The organism is Acidovorax sp. FW305-C-20-28 (assembly GCF_058783375.1).
The window spans coordinates 28,719-49,212 of sequence record NZ_JBYSYM010000016.1 but is presented as its reverse complement, the minus strand read 5'-3'; the positions used below and the strand labels follow the sequence as shown (position 1 = coordinate 49,212).

General features: G+C 68.0%; 19 protein-coding genes. 10 read left to right on the top strand and 9 right to left on the bottom strand.

All coding sequences use genetic code 11. The annotated features are described in order from the left end of the window. Positions 1-1,503: an Asp-tRNA(Asn)/Glu-tRNA(Gln) amidotransferase subunit GatA gene (gene gatA / locus AC3WOH_RS18740; RefSeq protein ID WP_492230823.1), complete on the bottom strand. Its 1,503-nt coding sequence runs from the start codon at positions 1,501-1,503 to the stop codon at positions 1-3. A 7-nt stretch (positions 1,504-1,510) separates the two neighbouring features. Then, on the bottom strand, positions 1,511-1,810 hold the full coding sequence (gene gatC, locus AC3WOH_RS18735; RefSeq protein ID WP_184854850.1) for an Asp-tRNA(Asn)/Glu-tRNA(Gln) amidotransferase subunit GatC: 300 nt from the start codon (positions 1,808-1,810) through the stop codon (positions 1,511-1,513). Between the two features lie 204 nt (positions 1,811-2,014). On the opposite strand from gatC, the gene AC3WOH_RS18730 reads away from it, so the two are divergent. The 4 genes from AC3WOH_RS18730 to mrdA all read left to right on the top strand — a co-directional run bounded on the left by AC3WOH_RS18730 (position 2,015) and on the right by mrdA (position 6,575). Beyond that, positions 2,015-3,058: a rod shape-determining protein gene (locus AC3WOH_RS18730; protein WP_007858125.1), complete on the top strand. Its 1,044-nt coding sequence runs from the start codon at positions 2,015-2,017 to the stop codon at positions 3,056-3,058. A gap of 135 nt (positions 3,059-3,193) precedes the next feature. Further along, complete coding sequence (mreC, locus tag AC3WOH_RS18725) at positions 3,194-4,117, top strand: rod shape-determining protein MreC (protein WP_492230822.1); 924 nt, start codon at positions 3,194-3,196, stop codon at positions 4,115-4,117. Then, positions 4,114-4,632 (top strand): rod shape-determining protein MreD, encoded by a 519-nt coding sequence (gene mreD, locus AC3WOH_RS18720; RefSeq protein ID WP_492230821.1) that lies wholly within the window; start codon positions 4,114-4,116, stop codon positions 4,630-4,632. Before mreC ends, mreD begins: the two co-directional genes overlap by 4 nt. Further along, entirely contained in the window at positions 4,629-6,575 is a 1,947-nt protein-coding gene (mrdA, locus tag AC3WOH_RS18715) for a penicillin-binding protein 2 (protein WP_492230820.1), read from the top strand. Before mreD ends, mrdA begins: the two co-directional genes overlap by 4 nt. Positions 6,576-6,750: 175 nt before the next feature. On the opposite strand, the gene AC3WOH_RS18710 is transcribed toward mrdA, so the two are convergent. The 6 genes from AC3WOH_RS18710 to AC3WOH_RS18685 form a co-directional block, all read right to left on the bottom strand. Beyond that, positions 6,751-7,641, bottom strand: a complete 891-nt coding sequence (locus AC3WOH_RS18710) for a DMT family transporter (RefSeq protein WP_492230819.1) — start codon at positions 7,639-7,641, stop codon at positions 6,751-6,753. A 75-nt stretch (positions 7,642-7,716) separates the two neighbouring features. Further along, a complete protein-coding gene (locus AC3WOH_RS18705) occupies positions 7,717-9,015 on the bottom strand; it encodes a DcaP family trimeric outer membrane transporter (protein ID WP_492230818.1) in 1,299 nt (432 codons plus the stop codon). Between the two features lie 46 nt (positions 9,016-9,061). Next, on the bottom strand, positions 9,062-9,805 hold the full coding sequence (locus tag AC3WOH_RS18700; protein ID WP_492230817.1) for an amino acid ABC transporter ATP-binding protein: 744 nt from the start codon (positions 9,803-9,805) through the stop codon (positions 9,062-9,064). Further along, complete coding sequence (locus tag AC3WOH_RS18695) at positions 9,802-10,584, bottom strand: amino acid ABC transporter permease (protein WP_492230816.1); 783 nt, start codon at positions 10,582-10,584, stop codon at positions 9,802-9,804. The genes AC3WOH_RS18700 and AC3WOH_RS18695 overlap by 4 nt, the downstream gene beginning before the upstream one ends. 25 nt (positions 10,585-10,609) lie before the next feature. Beyond that, positions 10,610-11,374 (bottom strand): ABC transporter substrate-binding protein, encoded by a 765-nt coding sequence (locus AC3WOH_RS18690; RefSeq protein ID WP_184854842.1) that lies wholly within the window; start codon positions 11,372-11,374, stop codon positions 10,610-10,612. A gap of 272 nt (positions 11,375-11,646) precedes the next feature. After that, the gene (locus AC3WOH_RS18685; RefSeq protein WP_492230815.1) at positions 11,647-12,405 is read right to left on the bottom strand and encodes a sulfite exporter TauE/SafE family protein; all 759 of its coding nucleotides are present in this window, start codon (positions 12,403-12,405) and stop codon (positions 11,647-11,649) included. Positions 12,406-12,760: 355 nt separating this feature from the next. Between AC3WOH_RS18685 and AC3WOH_RS18680 the strand changes: the two genes are divergently transcribed. Both AC3WOH_RS18680 and AC3WOH_RS18675 read left to right on the top strand, forming a co-directional pair. Then, positions 12,761-14,134 carry an ammonium transporter gene (locus AC3WOH_RS18680; RefSeq protein WP_492230814.1) on the top strand — a complete coding sequence of 458 codons (1,374 nt, stop codon included), beginning with the start codon at positions 12,761-12,763 and terminating at the stop codon, positions 14,132-14,134. Between the two features lie 13 nt (positions 14,135-14,147). Continuing rightward, positions 14,148-14,471: a hypothetical protein gene (locus tag AC3WOH_RS18675; protein ID WP_492230813.1), complete on the top strand. Its 324-nt coding sequence runs from the start codon at positions 14,148-14,150 to the stop codon at positions 14,469-14,471. A 4-nt stretch (positions 14,472-14,475) separates the two neighbouring features. Here the strand turns inward: AC3WOH_RS18675 and AC3WOH_RS18670 are convergent, their stop codons facing one another. Further along, positions 14,476-16,149 (bottom strand): GMC family oxidoreductase, encoded by a 1,674-nt coding sequence (locus tag AC3WOH_RS18670; RefSeq protein WP_492230812.1) that lies wholly within the window; start codon positions 16,147-16,149, stop codon positions 14,476-14,478. Between the two features lie 279 nt (positions 16,150-16,428). On the opposite strand from AC3WOH_RS18670, the gene AC3WOH_RS18665 reads away from it, so the two are divergent. From AC3WOH_RS18665 to AC3WOH_RS18650, 4 genes are read left to right on the top strand one after another with little or no spacing between them, the layout of a single operon-like run. Further along, positions 16,429-17,556, top strand: coding sequence for an MlaE family ABC transporter permease (locus tag AC3WOH_RS18665; RefSeq protein WP_492230811.1), 1,128 nt, complete (start codon positions 16,429-16,431; stop codon positions 17,554-17,556). A 4-nt stretch (positions 17,557-17,560) separates the two neighbouring features. Further along, positions 17,561-18,454 (top strand): ABC transporter ATP-binding protein, encoded by an 894-nt coding sequence (locus AC3WOH_RS18660; RefSeq protein WP_492230810.1) that lies wholly within the window; start codon positions 17,561-17,563, stop codon positions 18,452-18,454. Further along, the gene (locus AC3WOH_RS18655; RefSeq protein WP_492230809.1) at positions 18,454-19,431 is read left to right on the top strand and encodes an MlaD family protein; all 978 of its coding nucleotides are present in this window, start codon (positions 18,454-18,456) and stop codon (positions 19,429-19,431) included. The genes AC3WOH_RS18660 and AC3WOH_RS18655 overlap by 1 nt, the downstream gene beginning before the upstream one ends. 38 nt (positions 19,432-19,469) lie before the next feature. Then, positions 19,470-20,144 (top strand): ABC-type transport auxiliary lipoprotein family protein, encoded by a 675-nt coding sequence (locus tag AC3WOH_RS18650; RefSeq protein WP_492230808.1) that lies wholly within the window; start codon positions 19,470-19,472, stop codon positions 20,142-20,144. Positions 20,145-20,494: the final 350 nt, after the last annotated feature.

Sequence of the window (20,494 nt, the reverse complement as noted above, 5' to 3'; positions counted from 1 at the left end):
TCACAGACCTCCGGGCTGGCGGAGGTGAAAGTCGGTGGCCTGCTGCAGCCGGTGCGCTGCATTGAGCAGGCGCGCTTCCTGGAAGTAGTTGCCGATCAGCTGCAGGCCCACGGGCATGCCGCCTTCGCCGAAGCCTGCGGGCACGCTCATGCCGGGCAGGCCGGCCAGCGAGCCGGGCAGGGTGAAGATGTCGGCCAGGTAGTCGGCCAGCGGGTCGGCGCCGTGCTCGCCCAGTTTCCAGGCCACGGTGGGGGCCACGGGGCCGGCGATCACGTCGCACTGCGCAAAGGCCTGCTGGAAGTCGTCCGCGATCATGCGGCGGATCTTCTGCGCCTTGAGGTAGTAGGCGTCGTAGTAGCCGTGCGAGAGCACGTAGGTGCCGATCATGATGCGGCGCTTGACCTCGTCGCCAAAGCCTTCGGCGCGGGTCTTCTTGTACATGTCCACCAGGTCGGTGTAGTCCTTGGCCCGGTGGCCGAACTTCACGCCGTCGAAGCGGCTCAGGTTGGACGAGGCCTCGGCCGGCGCGATGATGTAGTACACCGGGATCGACAGTTCGGTGCGCGGCAGGCTGATGGGCACCAGCCTGGCGCCCAGCTTCTCGTACTCCTTGAGCGCGCCATCCACCGCGGCGCGCACGTCGGGTGCCAGCCCGTCACCGAAGAACTCGGCCGGGATGCCGATGCGCAGGCCCTCGATGGAGTCGTTCAGCGAGCGGCTGTAGTCCTCGGCGGGCACGTCCAGCGAAGTGGAGTCGCGGTCCAGGTCGGGGCCGCACATGGTGGACAGCAGCAGTGCGCAGTCTTCGGCCGTGCGGGCCATGGGGCCGGCCTGGTCCAGGCTGGAGGCAAAGGCGATCATGCCGTAGCGCGAAGCCCGGCCGTAGGTGGGCTTGATGCCGGTGATGCCGCAGAACGAGGCTGGCTGGCGGATGGACCCGCCGGTATCGGTGCCGGTCACGGCCGGGGCCAGGCGCGCGGCCACAGCCACGGCGCTGCCGCCCGAGGAACCGCCGGGGATGCGGCTGGTGTCCCAGGGGTTGCGCACGGGGGAGGGCGCGTCGGTGCCCACGGGGGCCACGGCCGAATTCTCGTTGGCCGAGCCCATGGCGAACTCGTCGCAGTTGAGCTTGCCCAGGGTCACGGCGCCGGCCTCGGCCAGCTTGCGCACCACGGTGGCGTCGAAGGGCGACTGGTAGCCCGCGAGCATCTTCGAGCCCGCGGTGCTGGGGAAGTCGCGCGTGACGAAGATGTCCTTGTGCGCCAGCGGCAGGCCTTCGAGCACGCCGGCGGTGCCCGCGGCGATGCGCGCATCGGCCGCACGGGCCTGGGCCAGGGTGGCATCTTCGTTGACGGCCACGTAGGCGCCCAGCGACTGGTGGTCCCTGGCGCGGGCCAGGAAGTGCTGGGCCGCTTCCACGGCGGAAACCTGGCGTTCGCGCAGTCGCGCGGCCAGGGCGGTGACGGTCAGGTCGTGCAATGCAGTGTTCTTGTTGTCGCTCATGCCGGCCTCATTCGATCACTTTGGGCACAAGGAACAAACCTTGCTCTACTGCAGGGGCGCTGCGCTGATTGGCCTCGCGCTGGTTTGGCTCACTGGCGACGTCGTCGCGCAGGCGCAAGGCGACTTCCTGGATGGCTGCCACGGGGTGGGCCAGGGGCGTGAGGTCCCCGGTATCCACAGCGCGCATCTTCTCGACGATGTCGAAAAATCCATTGAGTTGAGTGAGCATGCGCTCACTTTCGTTTGCGCTCAATTCCAGCCGCGCCAGATTGGCGATTCGACCGATGTCCAGGGATGTCAGTGCCATAGGGAAAAAATTCGGGGGAAACCAGATGTAAAGCTGAATGGGGGGGTGGAGCCAGGGGAGTTATTCACAGGGGATAGGGTATTATCCCGGCTTTGCCGCAATACCCTCCCTCATGCCGGTCATTGTGCGAAAAAAGCGAAATTTGACCCCGTAAACCCGGCGATGGCAGGCCGATGCGCACGCCATGCCTGAGAGGATTCTTGAATGTTCGGAGCTTTCCGTCGGTACTTCTCCACCGACCTTGCCATCGACCTTGGCACAGCCAACACCCTGATATTCGCCCGCGACAAAGGCATTGTGCTCGATGAGCCCTCCGTCGTTGCCATCCGCCACGAAGGCGGCCCCCACGGCAAGAAAGTCATCCAGGCCGTAGGCCACGAAGCCAAGGCCATGCTGGGCAAGGTGCCCGGCAACATCGAAGCCATCCGCCCCATGAAGGACGGCGTGATCGCCGACTTCGTGATCACCGAGCAGATGATCAAGCAGTTCATCAAGATGGTGCATCCGCGCACGCTGTTCACCCCCAGCCCGCGCATCATCATCTGCGTGCCCTGTGGTTCCACCCAGGTCGAGCGCCGCGCCATCAAGGACGCGGCCGAAGCCGCCGGCGCCACCGCCGTCTACCTGATCGAGGAACCCATGGCCGCCGGCATCGGTGCAGGCCTGCCGGTCTCGGAAGCCAGCGGCTCCATGGTCGTGGACATCGGCGGCGGCACCACCGAGGTCGGCGTGATCTCGCTGGGCGGCATGGTCTACAAGGGCAGTGTGCGCGTGGGCGGTGACAAGTTCGATGAGGCGATCATCAGCTACATCCGCCGCAACTACGGCATGCTGATCGGCGAACCCACGGCCGAATCCATCAAGAAGAACATCGGCTCGGCCTTCCCGGGCTCCGAGGTGCGCGAGATGGAGGTCAAGGGCCGCAACCTCAGCGAAGGCGTGCCGCGCAGCTTCACCATCTCCAGCAACGAAGTGCTGGAGGCGCTGACCGACCCGCTCAACCAGATCGTCTCGGCCGTCAAGAACGCCCTGGAACAGACCCCGCCCGAGCTGGGTGCCGACATCGCCGACCGCGGCATGATGCTGACCGGTGGTGGGGCCCTGCTGCGCGACCTCGATCGCCTGCTGGCCGAGGAAACCGGCCTGCCGGTGCTGGTGGCCGAAGACCCGCTGACCTGCGTGGTGCGTGGCTGTGGCATCGCACTGGAGCGCATGGACCGCCAGGGCAGCATTTTTACAAGCGAGTAAGTTCCCCGTGCCTGCGCGCCGCCGCGCAGGCACCCCATCGCGCTGAAATGGCATGACCGCAACCGCACCGATGCTTTTTGAGCCGTGCCCCTGGCCGCCGCGTTCGCACGCGCAGCGGATCCGACGCTGAGCGCCATGCCCCTGGGAACCCTGGAGCGCAGTGCGCCCCCCTTTTTCAAGCAAGGGCCTTCGGCCCTGTCGCGGCTGGCGCTCTACAGTGCGCTGGCCCTGTTCCTCATGGTGGCGGACGTGCGCTTCAAGCTGACCGGCCCGTTCCGCCAGGCCGTGGCCACCGTGCTCTACCCCGTGCAATGGCTCATGCTGCAGCCCGTGGAGTTCGCCGGGCGGGGCGCCGGCTACTTCCAGGACCTGAAAACCGCGCAGGGCGATGCCGATGCCGCGCGCAGCAAGATGGCGCAGATGTCCGAGCGTGCCAGCCAGGCCGAGCAGCTGCTGCTGGAGAACGACCGGCTGCGCAAGCTGCTGGCCCTGCGCGAGCGGGTCAGCACTCCGTCGCAGGCGGCCGAGGTCATCTATGACACGGCCGACCCCTACACCCGCCGGGTGGTGCTCGACAAGGGCCAGATGGGCGGCGTGGAGCTGGGAGCCCCCGTTCTGGACGAGGCGGGCATCCTGGGCCAGGTGACGCGCGTGTTCCCCATGCTCAGCGAGGTCACGCTGCTCGTGGACCGCGACCAGGCCATTCCGGTGCTCAACATCCGCACCGGCGCACGCGGTGTCGCCTATGGCGACCCGGTTGCCGGCAACGAGGGCGGCATGGAGCTGCGCTTCATGCCTGCCAATGCCGACGTGCGCGAGGGTGACCTGCTGACCACCAGCGGTGTGGATGGCCTGTACCCCTCGGGCCTGCCCGTGGCCAAGGTGGTGCGCGTGGAGCGCCGTGCCGACTCGGCTTTTGCGCGCATCTACTGCGCCCCGCTGGCCCAGGTGCAGGGCGCCCGGCACGTGGTGGTGCTCAAGCCGCTGTCGGGGCATATCCCGGAGCGGCCCGAGCCGGCCCCTGTGCCCAGTTCCAGCAGGAAGGGGCGCCACAAATGATCATGCCGCGCGGCCAGCCGCTGCTGCTGCCCGTCAACCCCGTCTTCATCGCCGCCAGCCTGGCGGTGGGCCTGGCCCTCAACATGCTGCCCCTGGGGCGCGTGGTCTGGACGCCCGACCTGCTGATGCTGCTGATCGTGTTCTGGAGCGTGCACCAGCCGCTGCGCATCGGCATGGGCACGGCCTTTGCGCTCGGCCTGTGCATGGATGTGCAGCAGTCCGCGCTGCTCGGCCAGCATGCGCTGTCCTATGCGGTGCTGGCCTTCGGCTCCATCGCCATCCACAGGCGCCTGCTGTGGTTCAGCGTGCCCTCGCAGGCGCTGCAGGTGCTGCCGTTGTTCCTCATTGCGCATTCCATCGAGCTGCTGGTGCGCGTGGCCTCGGGCGGTATCTTCCCGGGCCTGTGGGTCTTCGCCGCGCCGGTGCTGGAAGCGCTGCTCTGGCCCCTGGCCAGCTGGGTGCTGCTGGCGCCCCAGCGGCGCCCGCCCGATCGCGACCAGAATCGCCCGCTATGACCGAGCTGCGCAACGCCGAAGCGGACTCCTTCCGGTTCCGCGCCCGCGTCTACACCATCGCATTGGTGGTGTTCCTCGCCTTTGGCCTGCTGGTTTCGCGCCTGGTGTACCTGCAGGTGGTGCGCCACGACGACCTGGCCGCGCAGGCCGAAAGCAACCGCACGGCCGTGGTGCCCATCGTGCCCAACCGCGGCCAGATCATGGACCGCAACGGTGTGGTGCTGGCCACCAACTACGCGGCCTACACGCTGGAGATCACGCCCTCGCGCACCGGGGGGCTGGAAGACACCATCGAGGAACTCGCCAAGGTGGTCGATATCCAGCAACGGGACCGGCGGCGTTTCAAGCGCCTGCTGGAGGAGTCGCGCAACTTCGAGTCCCTGCCCATCCGCACACGCCTCACGGACCAGGAAGTGGCGCGCTTTTCTGCGCAGCGCTACCGCTTCCCCGGCGTGGACATCAAGGCCCGGCTGTTTCGCAACTACCCGCTGGGCGACGTGGGGGCACACGCCATCGGCTACATCGGGCGCATCAACCAGACCGAGAAGGCGCGCATCCAGGACTCGGAGGACGAGGCCAACTACCGCGGTACCGAATACATCGGCAAGCTGGGCGTGGAGCAGAGCTTCGAGAACATGCTGCATGGCCTGACCGGCGTGGAGCGCATGGAAACCTCGGCCGGCGGCCATGCCGTGCGGCGCCTGGCCAGCCACCCGGCCACGCCGGGCAATACGGTGATGCTGTCGCTGGACATCAAGCTGCAAAAGCTCATCGAGGACATGTTCGGTGACCGGCGCGGTGCCCTGGTGGCCATCGACCCGCGCAACGGCGAGGTGCTGGCGCTGGTGAGCAAGCCCACCTTCGACCCCAACCTGTTCGTCGAAGGCGTCGACAGCGAAAGCTGGCAGACGCTCAACGAATCCATCGACAAGCCGCTGCTCAACCGCGCGCTGCGCGGCACCTACCCGCCGGGCTCGACCTACAAGCCCTTCATGGCGCTGGCGGCGCTGCAGCTGAACAAGCGCTCCCCCAGCCTGGTGGTCAGCGACCCGGGCTTCTACACCTTCGGCGGCCACACCTTCCGCAGCCACGAAGGCGGTCTGGGCGGGGTGGACATGCACCGCGCCATCCAGTTCTCGAGCAACACCTATTTCTATTCGCTGGCCGTCGAAATGGGGGTGGACGCCATCCACGACTTCATGAAGCCGCTGGGCCTGGGCCAGGTCACGGGCATCGACCTCAATGGCGAGGTGCGCGGCGTGCTGCCCAGCACGACCTGGAAGCGCAATGCCTACAAGCGCCCCGAGATGAAGCGCTGGCACCCGGGCGAAACGGTGTCCCTGGGCATCGGCCAGGGCTACAACAACTTCACCATGCTGCAACTGGCGCAGGCCGAGGCCACCTTGGCCAACGGCGGCACGCGCTACGCACCGCACCTCATCAAGGCGGTGCGCGACACGGTCACGGGCACGGTGACACCCGTGGTTCAGCCGCCGGGCGAGAACCTCGGCTTCTCGCCCAAGAACGTGGAGATCGTGCGCAACGCGCTGGTGGCGGTGAACAAGGGCGGTACGGGCACGCGCATCTTCGCTGGCGCGGCCTACTCGTCGGCCGGCAAGACCGGCACGGCCCAGGCCATCAGCCTGGGGCAGAACGTGCGCTACAACGCCAAGGCGCTGGAGGAACACCAGCGCGACCACTCGCTGTTCGCGGCCTTTGCACCGGCCGAAGACCCCAAGATCGCACTGGCCGTCATCGTGGAGAACGCCGGATTCGGCGCGGCTGCGGCCGGCCCCATCGCGCGCCGCGTGTTCGACTACTGGCTGCAGGGCGAGTACCCGAACGAGGAAGACCTGGCCGCCGTGCGCAAGGGCCAGGCGGCGGCGCCCATCGGCAAGCCGCGCCTGGCGGCCGATGTGCCCGTCAGCCCGCCAGCGCCGTGAGTCGTATCAGCTATTCACTGCGCTGTGCGCCACCCGCGACGGGTGAAACTGGCGCGGCCAAGGCCAGTGCCCCCGCGCAAGGGCCGCCCCGCCGCGCTGGGGGCGTCTCCCTCCCGACCCGCGCAGCGGGTCGAGAGAGGGGGAAGGCGCGAAGCGACTCAGGGGGTGCTTCACTTCAGGCTTTGGCGACCTGGGCCGGCGGCGCCAGCTGGCTGAACACCAGGGCGGCCACGATCATGGCGGCACCGCTCAAGCCTGCCCAGCCGAGCCGCTCGCCCAGCAGGGCCCAGGCCGTGAGGGCGGCGAACACCGGCTCCAGCCCGAAAACGATGGCGCTGCGCATGGCATCCACGCGCTGCTGGCCCCAGGCCTGCAGCGTGACCACCACCACGCTGGCCAGCAGGCCCAGGTAGACCAGGGCCAGCCAGGCATCGGTCGGCAGGCGGTCGGCAGCCTGAGGCAGCCAGTCCATCCCGTTGCCGCGCGCCAGCAGCAAGAGCGTGGACGCCAGGGCCATCACCAGGGCCTGCGCCGCCGCCATGCGCGTGGCGCGCAGTGGCTGGTCCGCCGTGCGGCGTGCACATTCCTCCAGCGCCAGGATGTACAGGGCGTAGAACACTGTGCTCGCCAGCGTCAGCGTATCGCCCAGGTTCCAGGGATCGTTCTCGTGGAACATCAGCGCCATGCCGGCGCAGGCCATGGCACAGGCGGCCCACAGGCGCCAACCGTAGCGCCGGCCCATGAGCGCCATGGCGATCAGCGGCACCACCAGCACGTTCAGGCCGGTGACAAAGGCATTGCGGTTGCTGCTGGTGCGCGCCAGCCCCTCGATCTGAAGCCAGAACGCGAGGAACAGCAGCACGCCCAGGGCGCAGCCCCAGCGGCGCTCGTGCCGCTGCATGCCCCACCACAGCGGGGCCAGCACGGCCAGGGCGATGGCAAAGCGCAGCCAGATGATCTGCAGTGCGTCGAGATGGGCGGACAGCAGCTTCATGGAAGGAAAGGTGGTTCCCCACACCAGGGTCACCACCAGCAGGGCCAGCAGGCCGAAACGTTCTGTGCGCATAGGCTGCGATGCAAAAGAAAAAAGGCTGGCCGGTCAACCCGGCCAGCCCGATCGATCGGGGCGGAACGCCTGCGATCAGTTGAACAGGTAGCGGGCCTGCAGGTTCAGGCGCAGCATGTCGCCCTTCTGGCCGTCGAAGGTGGTGCGGCGGCCGCCGATCAGCTCGCTGCCCAGCTCCACGTTCTTGATCGGCAGGTAGTACATGCCGGCGTGCCATTGGTAGAGCTTGTGGTTGCCTTCGCCGCCGTAGGCGTTCACATAGTCGTCGCCCAGACGCTGGCGCGAGCGCACGGCGCCCAGCGACACGGTGGCGCGCATCTTCTCGCTGAACACATTGCTCAGGCCGATCACGAGGCCGTGCGAGCGGTCCAGGCGCACGGTGCTGCCGTCGAGCACGGGGTAGTTCGCGCCGATCAGGTAGGCGCCGTCGCCGTCGCCGTCCAGGCGCGTGTACTGGGCCATCAGCGTGGCGGTGCCGGTGATCTTGTAGCCGGCGCCCAGACCGAAGCCCAGGCCGCGCTTGCTGAAGCCTTCGATGCGCTGTTCGTGCGACAGCAGGCGGGCGTTCACATTGCCCCAGTCGAAGGCCTTGTCCACGCGGGCCACGAAGTTCAGGCCCTTGGCGCCATCGGTGGGCTCTTCGAGCGCGAACTGGAACTTGGCCAGGTTCGGGTTGTTGTAGGTGTAGCGGACCTGGGCGGGGCGGCGGAAGGTGGCGCCGGGCGGGCCGTTGAAGTCCACGGTCTCGGGCAGGTTGTCCGTGTCCATGAAGGTCGACCAGGTCTGGCCGATCAGCCAGCCGGCGTACTCGCCATAGGCATGGCGCAGGCGCAGGCGGTTGCGGTTGCACTCGTTGCCGCAATAGGCGTAGAAGTCGGCCTCGATCTTGGTGTTGAAGGTGCCGACGGCCGTGGGCGTGGAGGTCTCGAAGCCAAAGCGCGAGGTCTGTGCCGTCAGGCTGGTCTTGCCGCCGCGCGCATCGCCCAGGGGCTGCTCCATCAGGTTGGTGAAGTGGTCGCCAGGGGCCGTGCCCTTGAAGTCCTTGACCATGTTGGCTTCGGCGTAGCCGTACACGCGGATCGAGGTCTCGCTGCCGGGCAAGCGGAAGCTGCCGGGGATGTCACCCAGTACCACGGCATCCTTCTGCTTGAGCTCGACCGCCTCGATGCGGTCATTCCAGGCCGATGCCGAGGCGGCCGGCGCAGCGGCGGGGGCCTGGGCCTGCTGGGCCTTGAGCGCGTTGAGTTCGGCGCGCAGGGCCTTGAGCTCGTTGCGCATCTCTTCGAAATCCTTGGCGGTCTGGGCGAAGGCTGCGGGTGGCAGGCTGCACAGGCCGGCGGCCATCAGGGCGAGGAACGTGTGGTTCAGTTTCATGGTCACTCCGGTAGGGGCTTGTGGTTGTTTCACTGGGGCCTGGATCTCAGGCACCCATGCGGCCGATGAAGGCGCGGATGCGGTCGTTGGCGGGGTTGCTGAAGAACTCGGCAGGTGGCGCATCGTGCGCAATGCGCCCCTGGTCAAAGAACATCACGCGGTCGGACACCTCGCGCGCGAAGCCCATCTCGTGCGTCACGACGATCATGGTCATGCCGCCGCGGGCCAGCTCGCGCATCACGTCCAGCACTTCCTGCACCATTTCCGGGTCCAGGGCCGACGTGGGCTCGTCGAACAGCATCACCTTGGGCTGCATGGCCAGGGCGCGCGCGATGGCCACGCGCTGCTGCTGGCCGCCCGAGAGCTGCCAGGGGTACTTGTGCGCGTGGTCCTGCATGCCCACGCGGCGCAGCAGGGCCATGGCCTGCTCGTTGGCCTGCGCGCGCGGCGTGCGGCGGATGCGGCGCGGCGCCAGCGTCACGTTGTCCAGCACACTCATGTGGCCGAACAGGTTGAACTGCTGGAACACCATGCCGACCTCGCTGCGCTGCTTTTGCAGCGTGTGCTGGTCGTCGCCCACCGGCTCACCGCCGATGGTGATGGTGCCGCTGTCGTGCGGCTCCAGGCGGTTGATGGCGCGCAGCAGCGTGCTCTTGCCCGAGCCCGAGGCGCCGATGATGACGGTGACTTCACCCGTGTTGAACACGGTGGAGACATCGCGCAGCACCTGGTGGCTGCCAAAGGACTTGCAGACCTGCTTGACGACGATGAACGGTGCGGGCCGGCTCATTGGTTGCGCCCTTCCACGTCGAAGCGGTACTCCACGGCATTCGAGATCTGGGTCACCAGGGTGGTCAGCAGCAGGTAGGTGATGGCCACGGTGGACAGGGTGGCAATGGGTTGGAAGGTGGCCGACTGAATGCGGTTGCCCACGTTGGTCAGCTCCACCACGCCGATGGCATAGGCCAGCGACGAATCCTTGAGCAGGGCGACGAAGTTGCTCACGAGCGGCGGCAGCGAGATCTTGAAGGCCTGCGGGAACACCACGTCCACGAAGACATGCAGGCGGCCCAGGCCCAGCGCTCGGGCGGCCTCGGTCTGGCCGCGCGGCACGGCCAGCAGACCGGCGCGGATGGCCTCGGCGTTGTAGGCGCCCACGTTCAGACCCAGGGCCAGCACGGCGGCCGCGAAGTCGGGCAGGTTCAGGCCCGGCACCAGCACCGGCAGTGCAAAGTAGACGAACAGGATCTGCACCAGCAGCGGCGTGCCGCGGATGACCCAGATGTAGAAGCTGGCCACCCAGCGCACGGCCACGAAGCGCGAGGTGCGCGCCAGTGCGGCACCGGTGCCGAGCACCAGGCCCAGGCTGCCGCTCACCAGGGTGAGCCACAGCGTGGTGCGTGCGCCGTCAGAGAAGGCCTGGGCGTTGGGCCCGATGGGATCGGGCAGGAAGGAGAGCAATTTGCCCAGCAGCGCCAGCGCCAGGACCATCAGGACGACGGCCGAGACGAGCGTGGCGTTGCTGCGCTGCTGGCGAGACCAGCGCTCGGGCCAAAGGGCAGTGAGCATGGGAAACCCCGTTCAGGACCTGGGGTCAGTTCGTGCAGCGGACGTCTTCGTTGAAGTACTTCTTGGACAGGGCGGCGTAGCTGCCGTCGGCCATCACTTCGGCCAGTGCCTTGTTCCAGCCGGCGGCCAGCGAGCTGTTGCCCTTGGCCACGGCGGCGGCGATGCGCTCGATGAACAGCATGTCGCCGAGCTTGAAGCCGGCGCCGGGGTTCTTCTCGGCCACGGCCTTGGCCACGAAGCGGTCGGTCACCCAGACGTCCACGCGGCGCGAGTTCAGGGCGCTGCGGGCATCCACGTCGGTGGGGAAGTTCTTCATCTCCTTGATCGACGAGACCTTCTGCACGTTCTCCAGGTAGCTGGTGCCGGTCTGCACGGCCACCACCTTGCCGGCCAGGTCCTTGGCGCTCTTGATGGCCGGGTCCATCGCGATGATCATGCCGCCCGAGCAGTAGTGGGGCTCGGTGAAGGTCACGGCCTTGGCGCGCTCTTCGGTGATGCCGTGCGAGGCGATCACCAGATCCCAGCGGTCCTGGCGCAGGCCGGTCAGCAGGGCGTCGAAGCCCAGGGTCTTCCACTGGATCGTGAGGCCCATCTTCTTGGCCACGAGTTCGGCCGTCTCGACTTCGAAGCCGGTCAGCGTGGTGCCGTTGAAGAAGTTGAAGGGTGCGAACTGTCCTTCGGTCGCGATGAGGATCTTGCCGTCCTTCTTCACCTCGTCCAGGGTCCGGGCCTGGGCGGAGAAGGCGGCGCAGAGCGCGAGGGCGGTGGCTACAGCCTTGAACAATTGCATGGGATGGATCCTGTACGGGGTATTTCAGGTACAAAAAATCCGGCATGCGGGTAAGCAGGCCGGAGACGAGGGGGAATGCGGCGCCTGCCATCGCGGATTGCGAGGTCTGGCGTCACGAAATGTTCACGATTATAGGGAAGGCAATTTTCCCGGCGCCACCGCGAAATGGCGCGCGAAGCCGGTTGTGTGCCAATTCACAACAGGTTTTAGAGGCGGCTCCCCAACCCGCTGCCGCGCTGGTACACGCGCGTGCGTGCTTCTTTTCAGTCGCTTCAGCGCAGGAAAGCGTCGTAACCGGTCTTGAGGATCAGGGCCCCGACCACCACGATGAAGATGCCCCGCACGAAGCCCGCACCATGCTTGAGCGCCATGTGCGTGCCGATCAGGCTGCCCACCACATTGGCCACCGCCAGCGTGACCGCAAAGTGCCACCAGACATGGCCCTTGGCCGCGAACAGGGCGATGGCCGCCACGTTGGTGGCCGTGTTGAGCAGCTTGGCCGAGGCCGAGGCGTTGAGAAAGTCGTAGCCCAGCCAGCGCACGAACAGGAAGACGAAGAAACTGCCCGTGCCCGGGCCGAAGAAGCCGTCATAGAAGCCGATGGCCAGGCCGACCAGGCAGGCGGCCACGGTTTCGGCGCTGCCGTGGAAGCGGGGGGCATGGTGCCGGCCCATGTCTTTCTTGGCCAACGTATAGGCCAGCACGGCCAGCAGTACCAGTGGCAGCAACCGGCGCAGGAAGTCGGGCGATACCACGGTGACGGCCCAGGCCCCGACGAACGAGCCGGCAAAGCCGGCCGCCGCAGCGGGCAGCAGGGCGCTCCAGCGCATCTGCACGCGGCGGCTGTATTGCCAGGTGGCCATGGCCGTGCCCCAGACGCCAGCCGCCTTGTTGGTGCCCAGCAGCGTGGCGGGCGCGGCGCTGGGAAATGCTGCGAACAGGGCCGGCACCATGACCAGACCGCCCCCGCCCACGATGGCATCGACAAAACCGGCGAGCAGCGACGCGAGGGTGATGAAAATCCATTCCATCCCTTGATTGTCGCACCTCGCCAGCTACTCTTTTGCTAGCGGCACGGCTTGCGCTGCGGGCATAAAAAAGGCGCTGGGATCGCCAGCGCCTGGAAAGGGGGTGCACCTCGCTGGGTGCTTTGTTCGGTTGTGCTTGTAGGGATGTCTCCTCGGCCCCTCGTCCAGCACACCGGGGCGCGCTTTCGAGTGACGGTACTGTAACGGCGGCACCCGCTTGGTGCATTGGGGGTTTCCCGCCCCCATTTGGGGGAGCAAACCGGCCAGAGACCGGCCCTGCCTGCCCCAAATGCGGTTTTTTGCTTGGCATGCCTTGTGCGTTGTGCGCTGTAACAAATTGCGAAAAGGGAGCTTCCAGATGCGGGCAGTCATCCATGGGTTCGTCGCGGTCGTGGCCTTGTGCCTCGGGCTGTGTAGCGCAACAGCCTGGGCGCAGGCCCCCGCTCCCGAAACCGCCGCATCGGCCGCTGCCGCTGCCCCCGCTCCCCTGGTGCGCCCCGGCCTGGTGGCCAAGGAAAGCATCAGTGCCGCCGATACCGCCTGGATGATGACCTCGACGGCGCTGGTGCTGCTCATGACGCTGCCGGGCATCGCCCTGTTCTATGCCGGCATGGTGCGCCGAAAGAACGTGCTCAACACCATGGCCAGCGTGGTGGCCATTGCGGCCCTGGTCAGCCTGCTGTGGTTTGCGGTCGGCTACTCCTGGGCCTTCACGCCGGGCAGTGCCTGGCTGGGCGGCACCGAGCGCATGGGCTTCACGGGGCTGGACTTCCAGCTGGCGGCCGGCAAGCTCGCGGTGAGCCATGTGGCGCCGGCCATCCCCGAATCGGTCTATGCCATGTTCCAGCTGACCTTCGCCATCATCACGGCGGCGCTGCTGGTGGGCGCATTTGTCGAGCGCATGCGCTTTTCCGCGATGCTGCTGTTCGTCAGCCTGTGGACCGTGTTCATCTATGCCCCCATTGCGCACTGGGTCTGGGAGCCGGGCGGCTGGCTGGCGCAGATGGGCGCGCTCGACTTTGCCGGGGGCTCGGTGGTGCACGTGAACGCGGGCGTGGCCGGCCTGGTGTGCGCCTGGTTCCTCGGGCGGCGCAGCGGCTATGGGCGCGAGCCCTTCGAGCCCTACAGCCTGGCGCTGACCATGGTGGGTGCGGGCATGCTCTGGGTGGGCTGGTTCGGCTTCAACGCGGGCTCGGCCGTAGCGGCCGATGGCCGGGCGGGCCTGGCCATGGCGGTCACCCATGTGGCGGCTGCGGCGGGGGCGCTGTCCTGGATGCTGGGCGAGGCCGTCATGCGCGGACGCCCGTCCCTGCTGGGTCTGTGCTCGGGCCTGGTGGCCGGGCTGGTGGCCATCACGCCGGCCGCCGGCTTCGTCACCCTGCGCTCGGCCGTGGTCATCGGCCTGGTGGCGGGCCTGGCCTGCTACTGGGGGGCGACGGGGCTCAAGCGCCTGCTGCGCGCCGATGACTCGCTCGATGTCTTCGGTGTGCACGGCATCGGCGGCATCGTGGGCTCGCTGCTCACGGGCGTGCTGGCCAGCCGCAGTGTGGGCGGCGTGGCGGGCAGTCTGTGGACCCAGGCCATCGGCGTGGGCGCCGTGATGCTGTTCAGCCTGGTGGGCACGGCGCTGCTGCTGTGGATCACCAACCTGGTGCTCGGCCTGCGCGTGGACGAGCAGAGCGAGCAGACGGGCCTGGATATTGCACAGCACCGGGAACGACTTGGCCAATGAGGAGCAAGCCACCATGCAGGACAGCGACAAACTCGCCATCGCAGCGCACCTGCACGTGCTGCTGCGCCGCAAGACCGGCCGTGTGACCGACACCGAGTGGATGGCGGTCAACGCCGAATACGCGATGGAGGTCGTGCGCTTCGCACGCCAGCATGCGCTGGAGGACGGAGTGCCCGAGCTGGCGGAATGGGCCGACCGGCTCGACCGCGCCGTGCACGAGCCAGCGCCCGCCCCGCAGCGCCGCCCCTTGCTGGATGCCGCCAGCCAGGCGATGCGCCAGCGCCTGGTGCCTGCTCCGGTCGTCGAGGTACCCCGCTACGTGGGCGGCATACGCTGACGGCTCACGCTCTCTGCGCCGCCAGGATCCATTCGGCCGCCTTCTCGGCCAGCATCAGCGTGGGTGAGTTGGTGTTGCCGCTGGTGATGGTGGGCATGGCGCCCGCATCCACCACGCGCAGCCCGGCGATGCCGCGCACGCGCAGTTGCGGGTCGAGCACGGCCATCGGGTCGTCGGCACGGCCCATGCGCGTCGTGCCCACGGGGTGGAAGATGGTGGTGGCGATGTCCCCGGCCAGGCGCGCCAGGTCTTCGTCGCTCTCGAATTGCACGCCGGGCTTCCATTCCTCGGGCTGGTAGGCGGCCAGCGCCGGCTGGGCGACGATGCGGCGCGTGACGCGCAGGCTGTCGGCCGCCACCTGGCGGTCTTCGGGGGTGCTCAGGTAGTTGGGCGCGATGGCCGGTGCGGCTTTGAAGTCCGTATTCTTGATCTGCACCGTGCCGCGGCTCGTGGGGTTGAGGTTGCAGACGCTGGCGGTGAAGGCCGGAAAGCTGTGCAGGGGCTCGCCGAAGGCGTCGAGCGACAGCGGCTGCACGTGGTATTCGATGTTGGGCCAGGGCTGGTTCGGATCGCTGCGCGTGAAGGCGCCGAGCTGGGATGGCGCCATGCTCATCGGGCCGCTGCGCTTCATCGCGTATTCCATGCCGATCTTCGCCTTGCCCCAGAGCGAGCTGGCCATGGTGTTGAGCGTGGGCACCCCGTTGACCTTGAACACCGCGCGGATCTGCAGATGGTCCTGCAGGTTGGCGCCCACGCCGGGCAGGTCCTGCACCACGCCGATGCCGTGCTGCTGGAGCAATGCGGCAGGGCCGATGCCCGACAGCTGCAGCAACTGGGGCGAGTTGATCGCGCCCGCGCTCAGGATGACCTCGCCGGTGGCGTGGGCGGTCACCATCTCGTGCCCATCCCACACCTGCACGCCGGTGCAGCGGCGCGTGCCGTCGGGCTGGGTTTCGACGATCAGCTTGGTGGCATGGGCGTTGGTCCACATCTCGAAGTTGGGCCGGCCATAGCAGGTGGGGCGCAGGAAGGCCTTGGCCGTGTTCCAGCGCCAGCCGCTCTTCTGGTTGACCTCGAAATAGCCCACGCCCTCGTTGCTGCCGCCATTGAAGTCGTCGGTGGCCGGGATGCCGGCCTGCTGCGCAGCTTTGGCAAAGGCATCGAGTACATCCCAGCGCAGGCGCTGCCTTTCCACGCGCCACTCACCGGTGCTGCCAGTGGACTTGTTGCCATGCAGGCGCTTGAAGTTCTCGTTCACGCCACCGGGCTGGTCCAGGCGCCAGTGGTCCTCATGGCGGCGAAAGTAGGGCAGGGCGTTGTCCCAGCGCCAGCTGGTATCGCCGGTGAGTTCGGCCCACTGGTCGTAGTCGCGCGCCTGGCCGCGCATGTAGATCATGCCGTTGATGCTGCTGCAGCCGCCCAGCGTCTTGCCGCGCGGGTAGCGCAGGGTGCGGCCGTTCAGGCCTGCATCGGGCTCGGTGTTGTAGAGCCAGTCGGTGCGCGGGTTGCCAATGCAATACAGGTAGCCCACGGGAATGTGTATCCAGTGGTAATCATCTTTGCGGCCCGCCTCGATGAGCAGCACGCGCTTGCGGCCGTCGGCGCTCAGGCGGTTGCACAGCAGGGCACCCGCTGTGCCGCCGCCGATGATGATGTGGTCAAACGTGGTGTCGCTCATGGGAAATACGGTGTGGCAAGGGCTTGGCGCAGGTTGATCGGAGGGGTCGGCGCCATTGTGCGGACCGTGCCCGCGGTGTCGAGGGGGTAAACGCGGCTTGCTAGCAAGTTTGTAGCTCGCATGGCTTGCAGCGGTTGCGATTGCAAGCAATTTGATAATAATTGCAAGCATTCGGGCCCGTGTCGTGCTTGCATGCGGGGGCTTGTCCTACCTGCGGGCCATCGGCTCCGCTACCATGCTTCCCCTACCCCCTTGCTGGTGGCTTGCGCCGCCCGTTCCATGACCGACCCAGCCCCGCGCATTGCCCGCACTGACACCCCCGAAGGACCGGGGTTGCTGCTGCATGGCCGCTGGGGGGCTGCCGAGCTGGGCACGCGCAGGCAATGGAGGGCTTTGTCCGCCCAGCTGCAGGCGCAGCCTGGCACTGCCGGGCTGGGCTGGGACCTGCGCGAGCTGCAATGGCTGGACCACGTGGGCGCGCAATTGCTGTGGAACCATTGGGGCCGTGCCTGGCCAACGCGCCTGGCGGTGACCGAGATCCAGCGCGACATCCTGGAGCGTGTGGCCGAGTTCACCGTGGCCGAGCCGCTGCCGCCCGAGCCCTGGAGCCTGGCCCAGGAGGTCGACCACCTGGGGCTTTTGGTGCTGCATGGCGTGGACCATGCACGCCACATGCTGCAGATGGTGGGCCAGCTGGTGCTGGACCTGCTGCGCCTGGCGCGCGCGCCCCAGCGCGGTCCCTGGCGCGATGTGTCGGGCCACCTGTACCGCATGGGGGCCACGGCGTTGCCCATCACGGCGCTGGTGGGCTTTCTGATCGGGGTGGTGCTGGCCTACCTGATGTCGCTGCAGTTGCGCCAGTTCGGTGCCGAGTCCTTCATCGTCAACATCCTCGGGATCTCGCTGATCCGCGAACTCGGGCCCATGCTCGCGGCCATTTTGGTGGCGGGGCGCTCGGGTTCGTCCATCACCGCGCAGATCGGCGTGATGCGCGTGACCGAGGAGCTCGATGCCATGCGCGTCATGGGCATCCCGCACGGCTTTCGGCTGGTGATGCCGCGCACGCTGGCGCTGGCGCTGGCCATGCCGCTGATCAGCGTCTGGACCACGCTGGCGGCGCTGGCCGGCGGCATGCTCGCGGCCGACATCGCCATGGACATCTCGCCCGCCTACTTCGTGCAGGCCCTGCCGGCCGCCGTGAAGGTGGGCAACCTCACCCTGGCCATGACCAAGTCGGTGGTCTTCGGCGCCTGCATCGCGCTCATCGGCTGCCACTGGGGCCTGCGCGTCAAGCCCAACACCCAGAGCCTGGGCGAGGGCACGACGGCCTCGGTGGTCACCTCCATCACCATGGTCATCATCGTGGACGCGCTGTTCGCCATCGCCTTCAAGAGCATCGGGATCTGACGCCATGGCCTCGACAGTCTCCGCCCCCGCCGTGTCCCCAGCCAACCGGCCCCAGGCGCTGGCCGTGCCCCCGGGCACGCCGCCCGTGGTCGAGGTCAAGGGCCTGTGGAGTGTGTTCGGCAAGGGAAGCGAGGCCTTCGCCGTGCACCAGGACCTGGAGTTCACCGTGCAGCGTGGCGAGATGCTGTCGCTGGTGGGGGGCTCGGGCACGGGCAAGACGGTGCTGCTGCGCCAGATCCTGGGCCTGGCCCGGCCCGCGCGCGGCACGGTCACCGTGCTCGGCCGGCCGGCTTCCGAGATGGGGCGCGCGGGTGCGGCCAGCCGTGTGGGCATGCTGTTCCAGCATGGCGCGCTGTTCTCGGCCTTCAATGTGCTCGACAACGTGGCCTTCGCGCTGCGCGAGCAGGGCACGTTGCCCGACGAACTGGTGCGCGACGCGGCGCTGGTCAAGCTGCAGATGGTGGGCCTCAAGCCCGAGCATGCCAGCCGCATGCCGGCCGACCTGTCGGGCGGCATGGTCAAGCGCGTGGCCTTGGCGCGCGCACTCATCATGGACCCGCCGCTGCTGCTGCTCGACGAACCCACCGCCGGGCTCGACCCGAACAGCGCCGACGAGTTCTGTGCGCTGCTGCGCGAGCTGCATGCGGCACTGGGCCTCACGGTGGTCATGGTCACGCACGACCTCGATACCCTGTTCGCCCTGTCCACCCGGGTGGCCGTGCTGGCCGACAAGAAGGTCATCGTCACCGGGCCGCCCACCGAGGTGGCGCGCTTCAAGCACCCCTTCATCGAGCATTTCTTCATGGGGGAACGCGGCCAGCGTGCCATGGCCCCCTTGGCAGGCGTGCCCGGGCAGCCGGCCGCGGCCCCGACAACGCAGACTTCCAAGGACGCCTGATGGAAAACAAATCCCACGCACTCGCAGCCGGCATCTTCGTCATCGTGGTCGCCGCCATGCTGGCGGGCCTGGCGATCTGGCTCACGCGCGACAATGCCAACTACGAGCAGTACGAGCTGTCCACCAAGGACGGCGTGAGCGGACTGCAGCCCCAGGCCACTGTGCGCTACAAGGGCGTGGCCGTGGGCAAGGTCACGCGCATCGGCTTCGACCCCCAGGTCAATGGCAATGTGCTGATCCGCATCGCGGTGAACGAGCAGGCCCCCATCAGCCCCAACACCTTCGCCGTGCTGGGCTACCAGGGCGTGACCGGCCTGGCCCACGTGCAGCTTGACGATGCGGCTTCGCCCTATCCGGAGCTGCCGCCCGGCCCGAGCGGCCTGCCGCGCCTGCCGCTCAAGCCCTCGCCTTTCGGCCGCCTGGCCGAGCAGGCGCCGGCCATCCTGGGCCAGGTCGAGGAAGCCACGCGCCGCATCAACCAGCTGCTGGGCGACAACAACCAGAAGCTGCTGACCGAGGCCATCGGCAACATCGGCCAGGCGGCCGGCAATGTCAGCGCGCTCACCAAGCGGCTGGACACCACGGTGCAGACCCGGATCGACCCGGCCCTGGCGTCGCTGCCCGCGCTGACCGGGGACGCGCGCCAGACCCTGCAGTCGCTGCAGAAGGCCGGCACCAGCGTGTCGGACATGGCGGCAGGCATCAACGCCACGAACCAGCGGCTCGCGGCCGAGGGCGGGGCCATCGACCAGATCACCCAGGGCACGCAGGCGCTCACGCGCGCGGCTGACGCACTGGGCAGCAACACGCTGCCGCGCGTCACCCGCGCGGCCGATGAACTGTCGCGCACGGCGCGCCAGATCGGCCGGGCCGCCAACAGCGTGAGCGACAACCCGCAGTCCTTCATCTATGGCTCGGGCCGTGTTCCCCCCGGTCCGGGCGAAGAGGGTTTTGCTGCACCCGGGGCCGCGCGCTGATGGCGACGCCGTTCGAGGAATTCAAGGAGTACATCGCCATGCTGGATATCCAACGTGCCGCACCGAACCGTCCGGGCCTTCGGGGCCTTGCCCTGGTGTGCGCCGCCGCCGTGCTGGCCGGCTGCTCGGCCCTGCCTGCACCGCCGGTGCGTGCCGTGCAGTACGACTTCGGCCCCGGTGCCATGGCCACGGCGCCCAGTGACCGCCGCGCGCCATTGCCGCCGCTGGCCCTGGCCGATGTGGAGGCCACCGGCATGCCAGAGAGCAGCACCTCGGTGCTCTACCGCCTGGCCTATGCCGACGCCCAGCAGCCGCGCCCCTACGCGCAGGCACGTTGGAGCCAGCCCCCGGCCACGCTGGTGCAGCAGCGCATCCGCGAGCACCTGGGCCTGCGCCGGGCCATTCTGAATACGAGCGATGCGGCGGTGCAGGCGCGCGTGGCGAACAAGCGGCCCACCGTGCTGCGCATGGAGCTCGAAGAGTTCAGCCAGGTGTTCACGAGTGCCTCCGACAGCGCCGCGCTGCTGCGCCTGCGCGCCACCGTGGCCGAGCCCACGAGCCTGGGCGAGAACCTGGTGGGCCAGCGCGTCTTCATCGTGCAGCGCCCGGCCGCCACGGCCGATGCAGCTGGCGGCACGCGCGCACTGGCCGAAGCCGCGAACCAGGTCGCGCGCGAGCTCGACGAATGGCTGGAGCAGGTCGTGGTGCGCTGAAGCCCGTGGTGCTTGCGGCACCACTGCGGGATGAAACACTTTGTGTATAGCGCCCAAACCCTACCTTGGTAGGGTGCCGGAGCCAGGGGCGCTCTTCCATAATGGCCCGGGCCGTGTTGACGATCTGTTCGGGGCCGCACAAGACCCTTGCCAGGCAACCCCCGCAGGCACTGCCCGGCACGGCTTCGCATGGATCGTCAGTACGTTCCTGGCGCTGCAATCAGCCCCGCGCTGGCTGCCGCCCTTCGCCGGTTCTCCCGTCCCTCGACCCCGTTGGTGCGAGGCGGGATGGCGCACCGGCTTGCGGCCCTTCGACGGGCTCCGATCCACGTTCCTTGCCGAGGTAATTT

Bases quoted from the DNA above. Each gene is read 5' to 3' on its own strand.
- gatA (WP_492230823.1), bottom strand. From the start codon at position 1,503: ATGAGCGACAACAAGAACACTGCATTGCACGACCTGACCGTCACCGCC.
- gatC (WP_184854850.1), bottom strand. From the start codon at position 1,810: ATGGCACTGACATCCCTGGACATCGGTCGAATCGCCAATCTGGCGCGG.
- AC3WOH_RS18730 (WP_007858125.1), top strand. From the start codon at position 2,015: ATGTTCGGAGCTTTCCGTCGGTACTTCTCCACCGACCTTGCCATCGAC.
- mreC (WP_492230822.1), top strand. From the start codon at position 3,194: ATGCCCCTGGGAACCCTGGAGCGCAGTGCGCCCCCCTTTTTCAAGCAA.
- mreD (WP_492230821.1), top strand. From the start codon at position 4,114: ATGATCATGCCGCGCGGCCAGCCGCTGCTGCTGCCCGTCAACCCCGTC.
- mrdA (WP_492230820.1), top strand. From the start codon at position 4,629: ATGACCGAGCTGCGCAACGCCGAAGCGGACTCCTTCCGGTTCCGCGCC.
- AC3WOH_RS18710 (WP_492230819.1), bottom strand. From the start codon at position 7,641: ATGCGCACAGAACGTTTCGGCCTGCTGGCCCTGCTGGTGGTGACCCTG.
- AC3WOH_RS18705 (WP_492230818.1), bottom strand. From the start codon at position 9,015: ATGAAACTGAACCACACGTTCCTCGCCCTGATGGCCGCCGGCCTGTGC.
- AC3WOH_RS18700 (WP_492230817.1), bottom strand. From the start codon at position 9,805: ATGAGCCGGCCCGCACCGTTCATCGTCGTCAAGCAGGTCTGCAAGTCC.
- AC3WOH_RS18695 (WP_492230816.1), bottom strand. From the start codon at position 10,584: ATGCTCACTGCCCTTTGGCCCGAGCGCTGGTCTCGCCAGCAGCGCAGC.
- AC3WOH_RS18690 (WP_184854842.1), bottom strand. From the start codon at position 11,374: ATGCAATTGTTCAAGGCTGTAGCCACCGCCCTCGCGCTCTGCGCCGCC.
- AC3WOH_RS18685 (WP_492230815.1), bottom strand. From the start codon at position 12,405: ATGGAATGGATTTTCATCACCCTCGCGTCGCTGCTCGCCGGTTTTGTC.
- AC3WOH_RS18680 (WP_492230814.1), top strand. From the start codon at position 12,761: ATGCGGGCAGTCATCCATGGGTTCGTCGCGGTCGTGGCCTTGTGCCTC.
- AC3WOH_RS18675 (WP_492230813.1), top strand. From the start codon at position 14,148: ATGCAGGACAGCGACAAACTCGCCATCGCAGCGCACCTGCACGTGCTG.
- AC3WOH_RS18670 (WP_492230812.1), bottom strand. From the start codon at position 16,149: ATGAGCGACACCACGTTTGACCACATCATCATCGGCGGCGGCACAGCG.
- AC3WOH_RS18665 (WP_492230811.1), top strand. From the start codon at position 16,429: ATGACCGACCCAGCCCCGCGCATTGCCCGCACTGACACCCCCGAAGGA.
- AC3WOH_RS18660 (WP_492230810.1), top strand. From the start codon at position 17,561: ATGGCCTCGACAGTCTCCGCCCCCGCCGTGTCCCCAGCCAACCGGCCC.
- AC3WOH_RS18655 (WP_492230809.1), top strand. From the start codon at position 18,454: ATGGAAAACAAATCCCACGCACTCGCAGCCGGCATCTTCGTCATCGTG.
- AC3WOH_RS18650 (WP_492230808.1), top strand. From the start codon at position 19,470: ATGCTGGATATCCAACGTGCCGCACCGAACCGTCCGGGCCTTCGGGGC.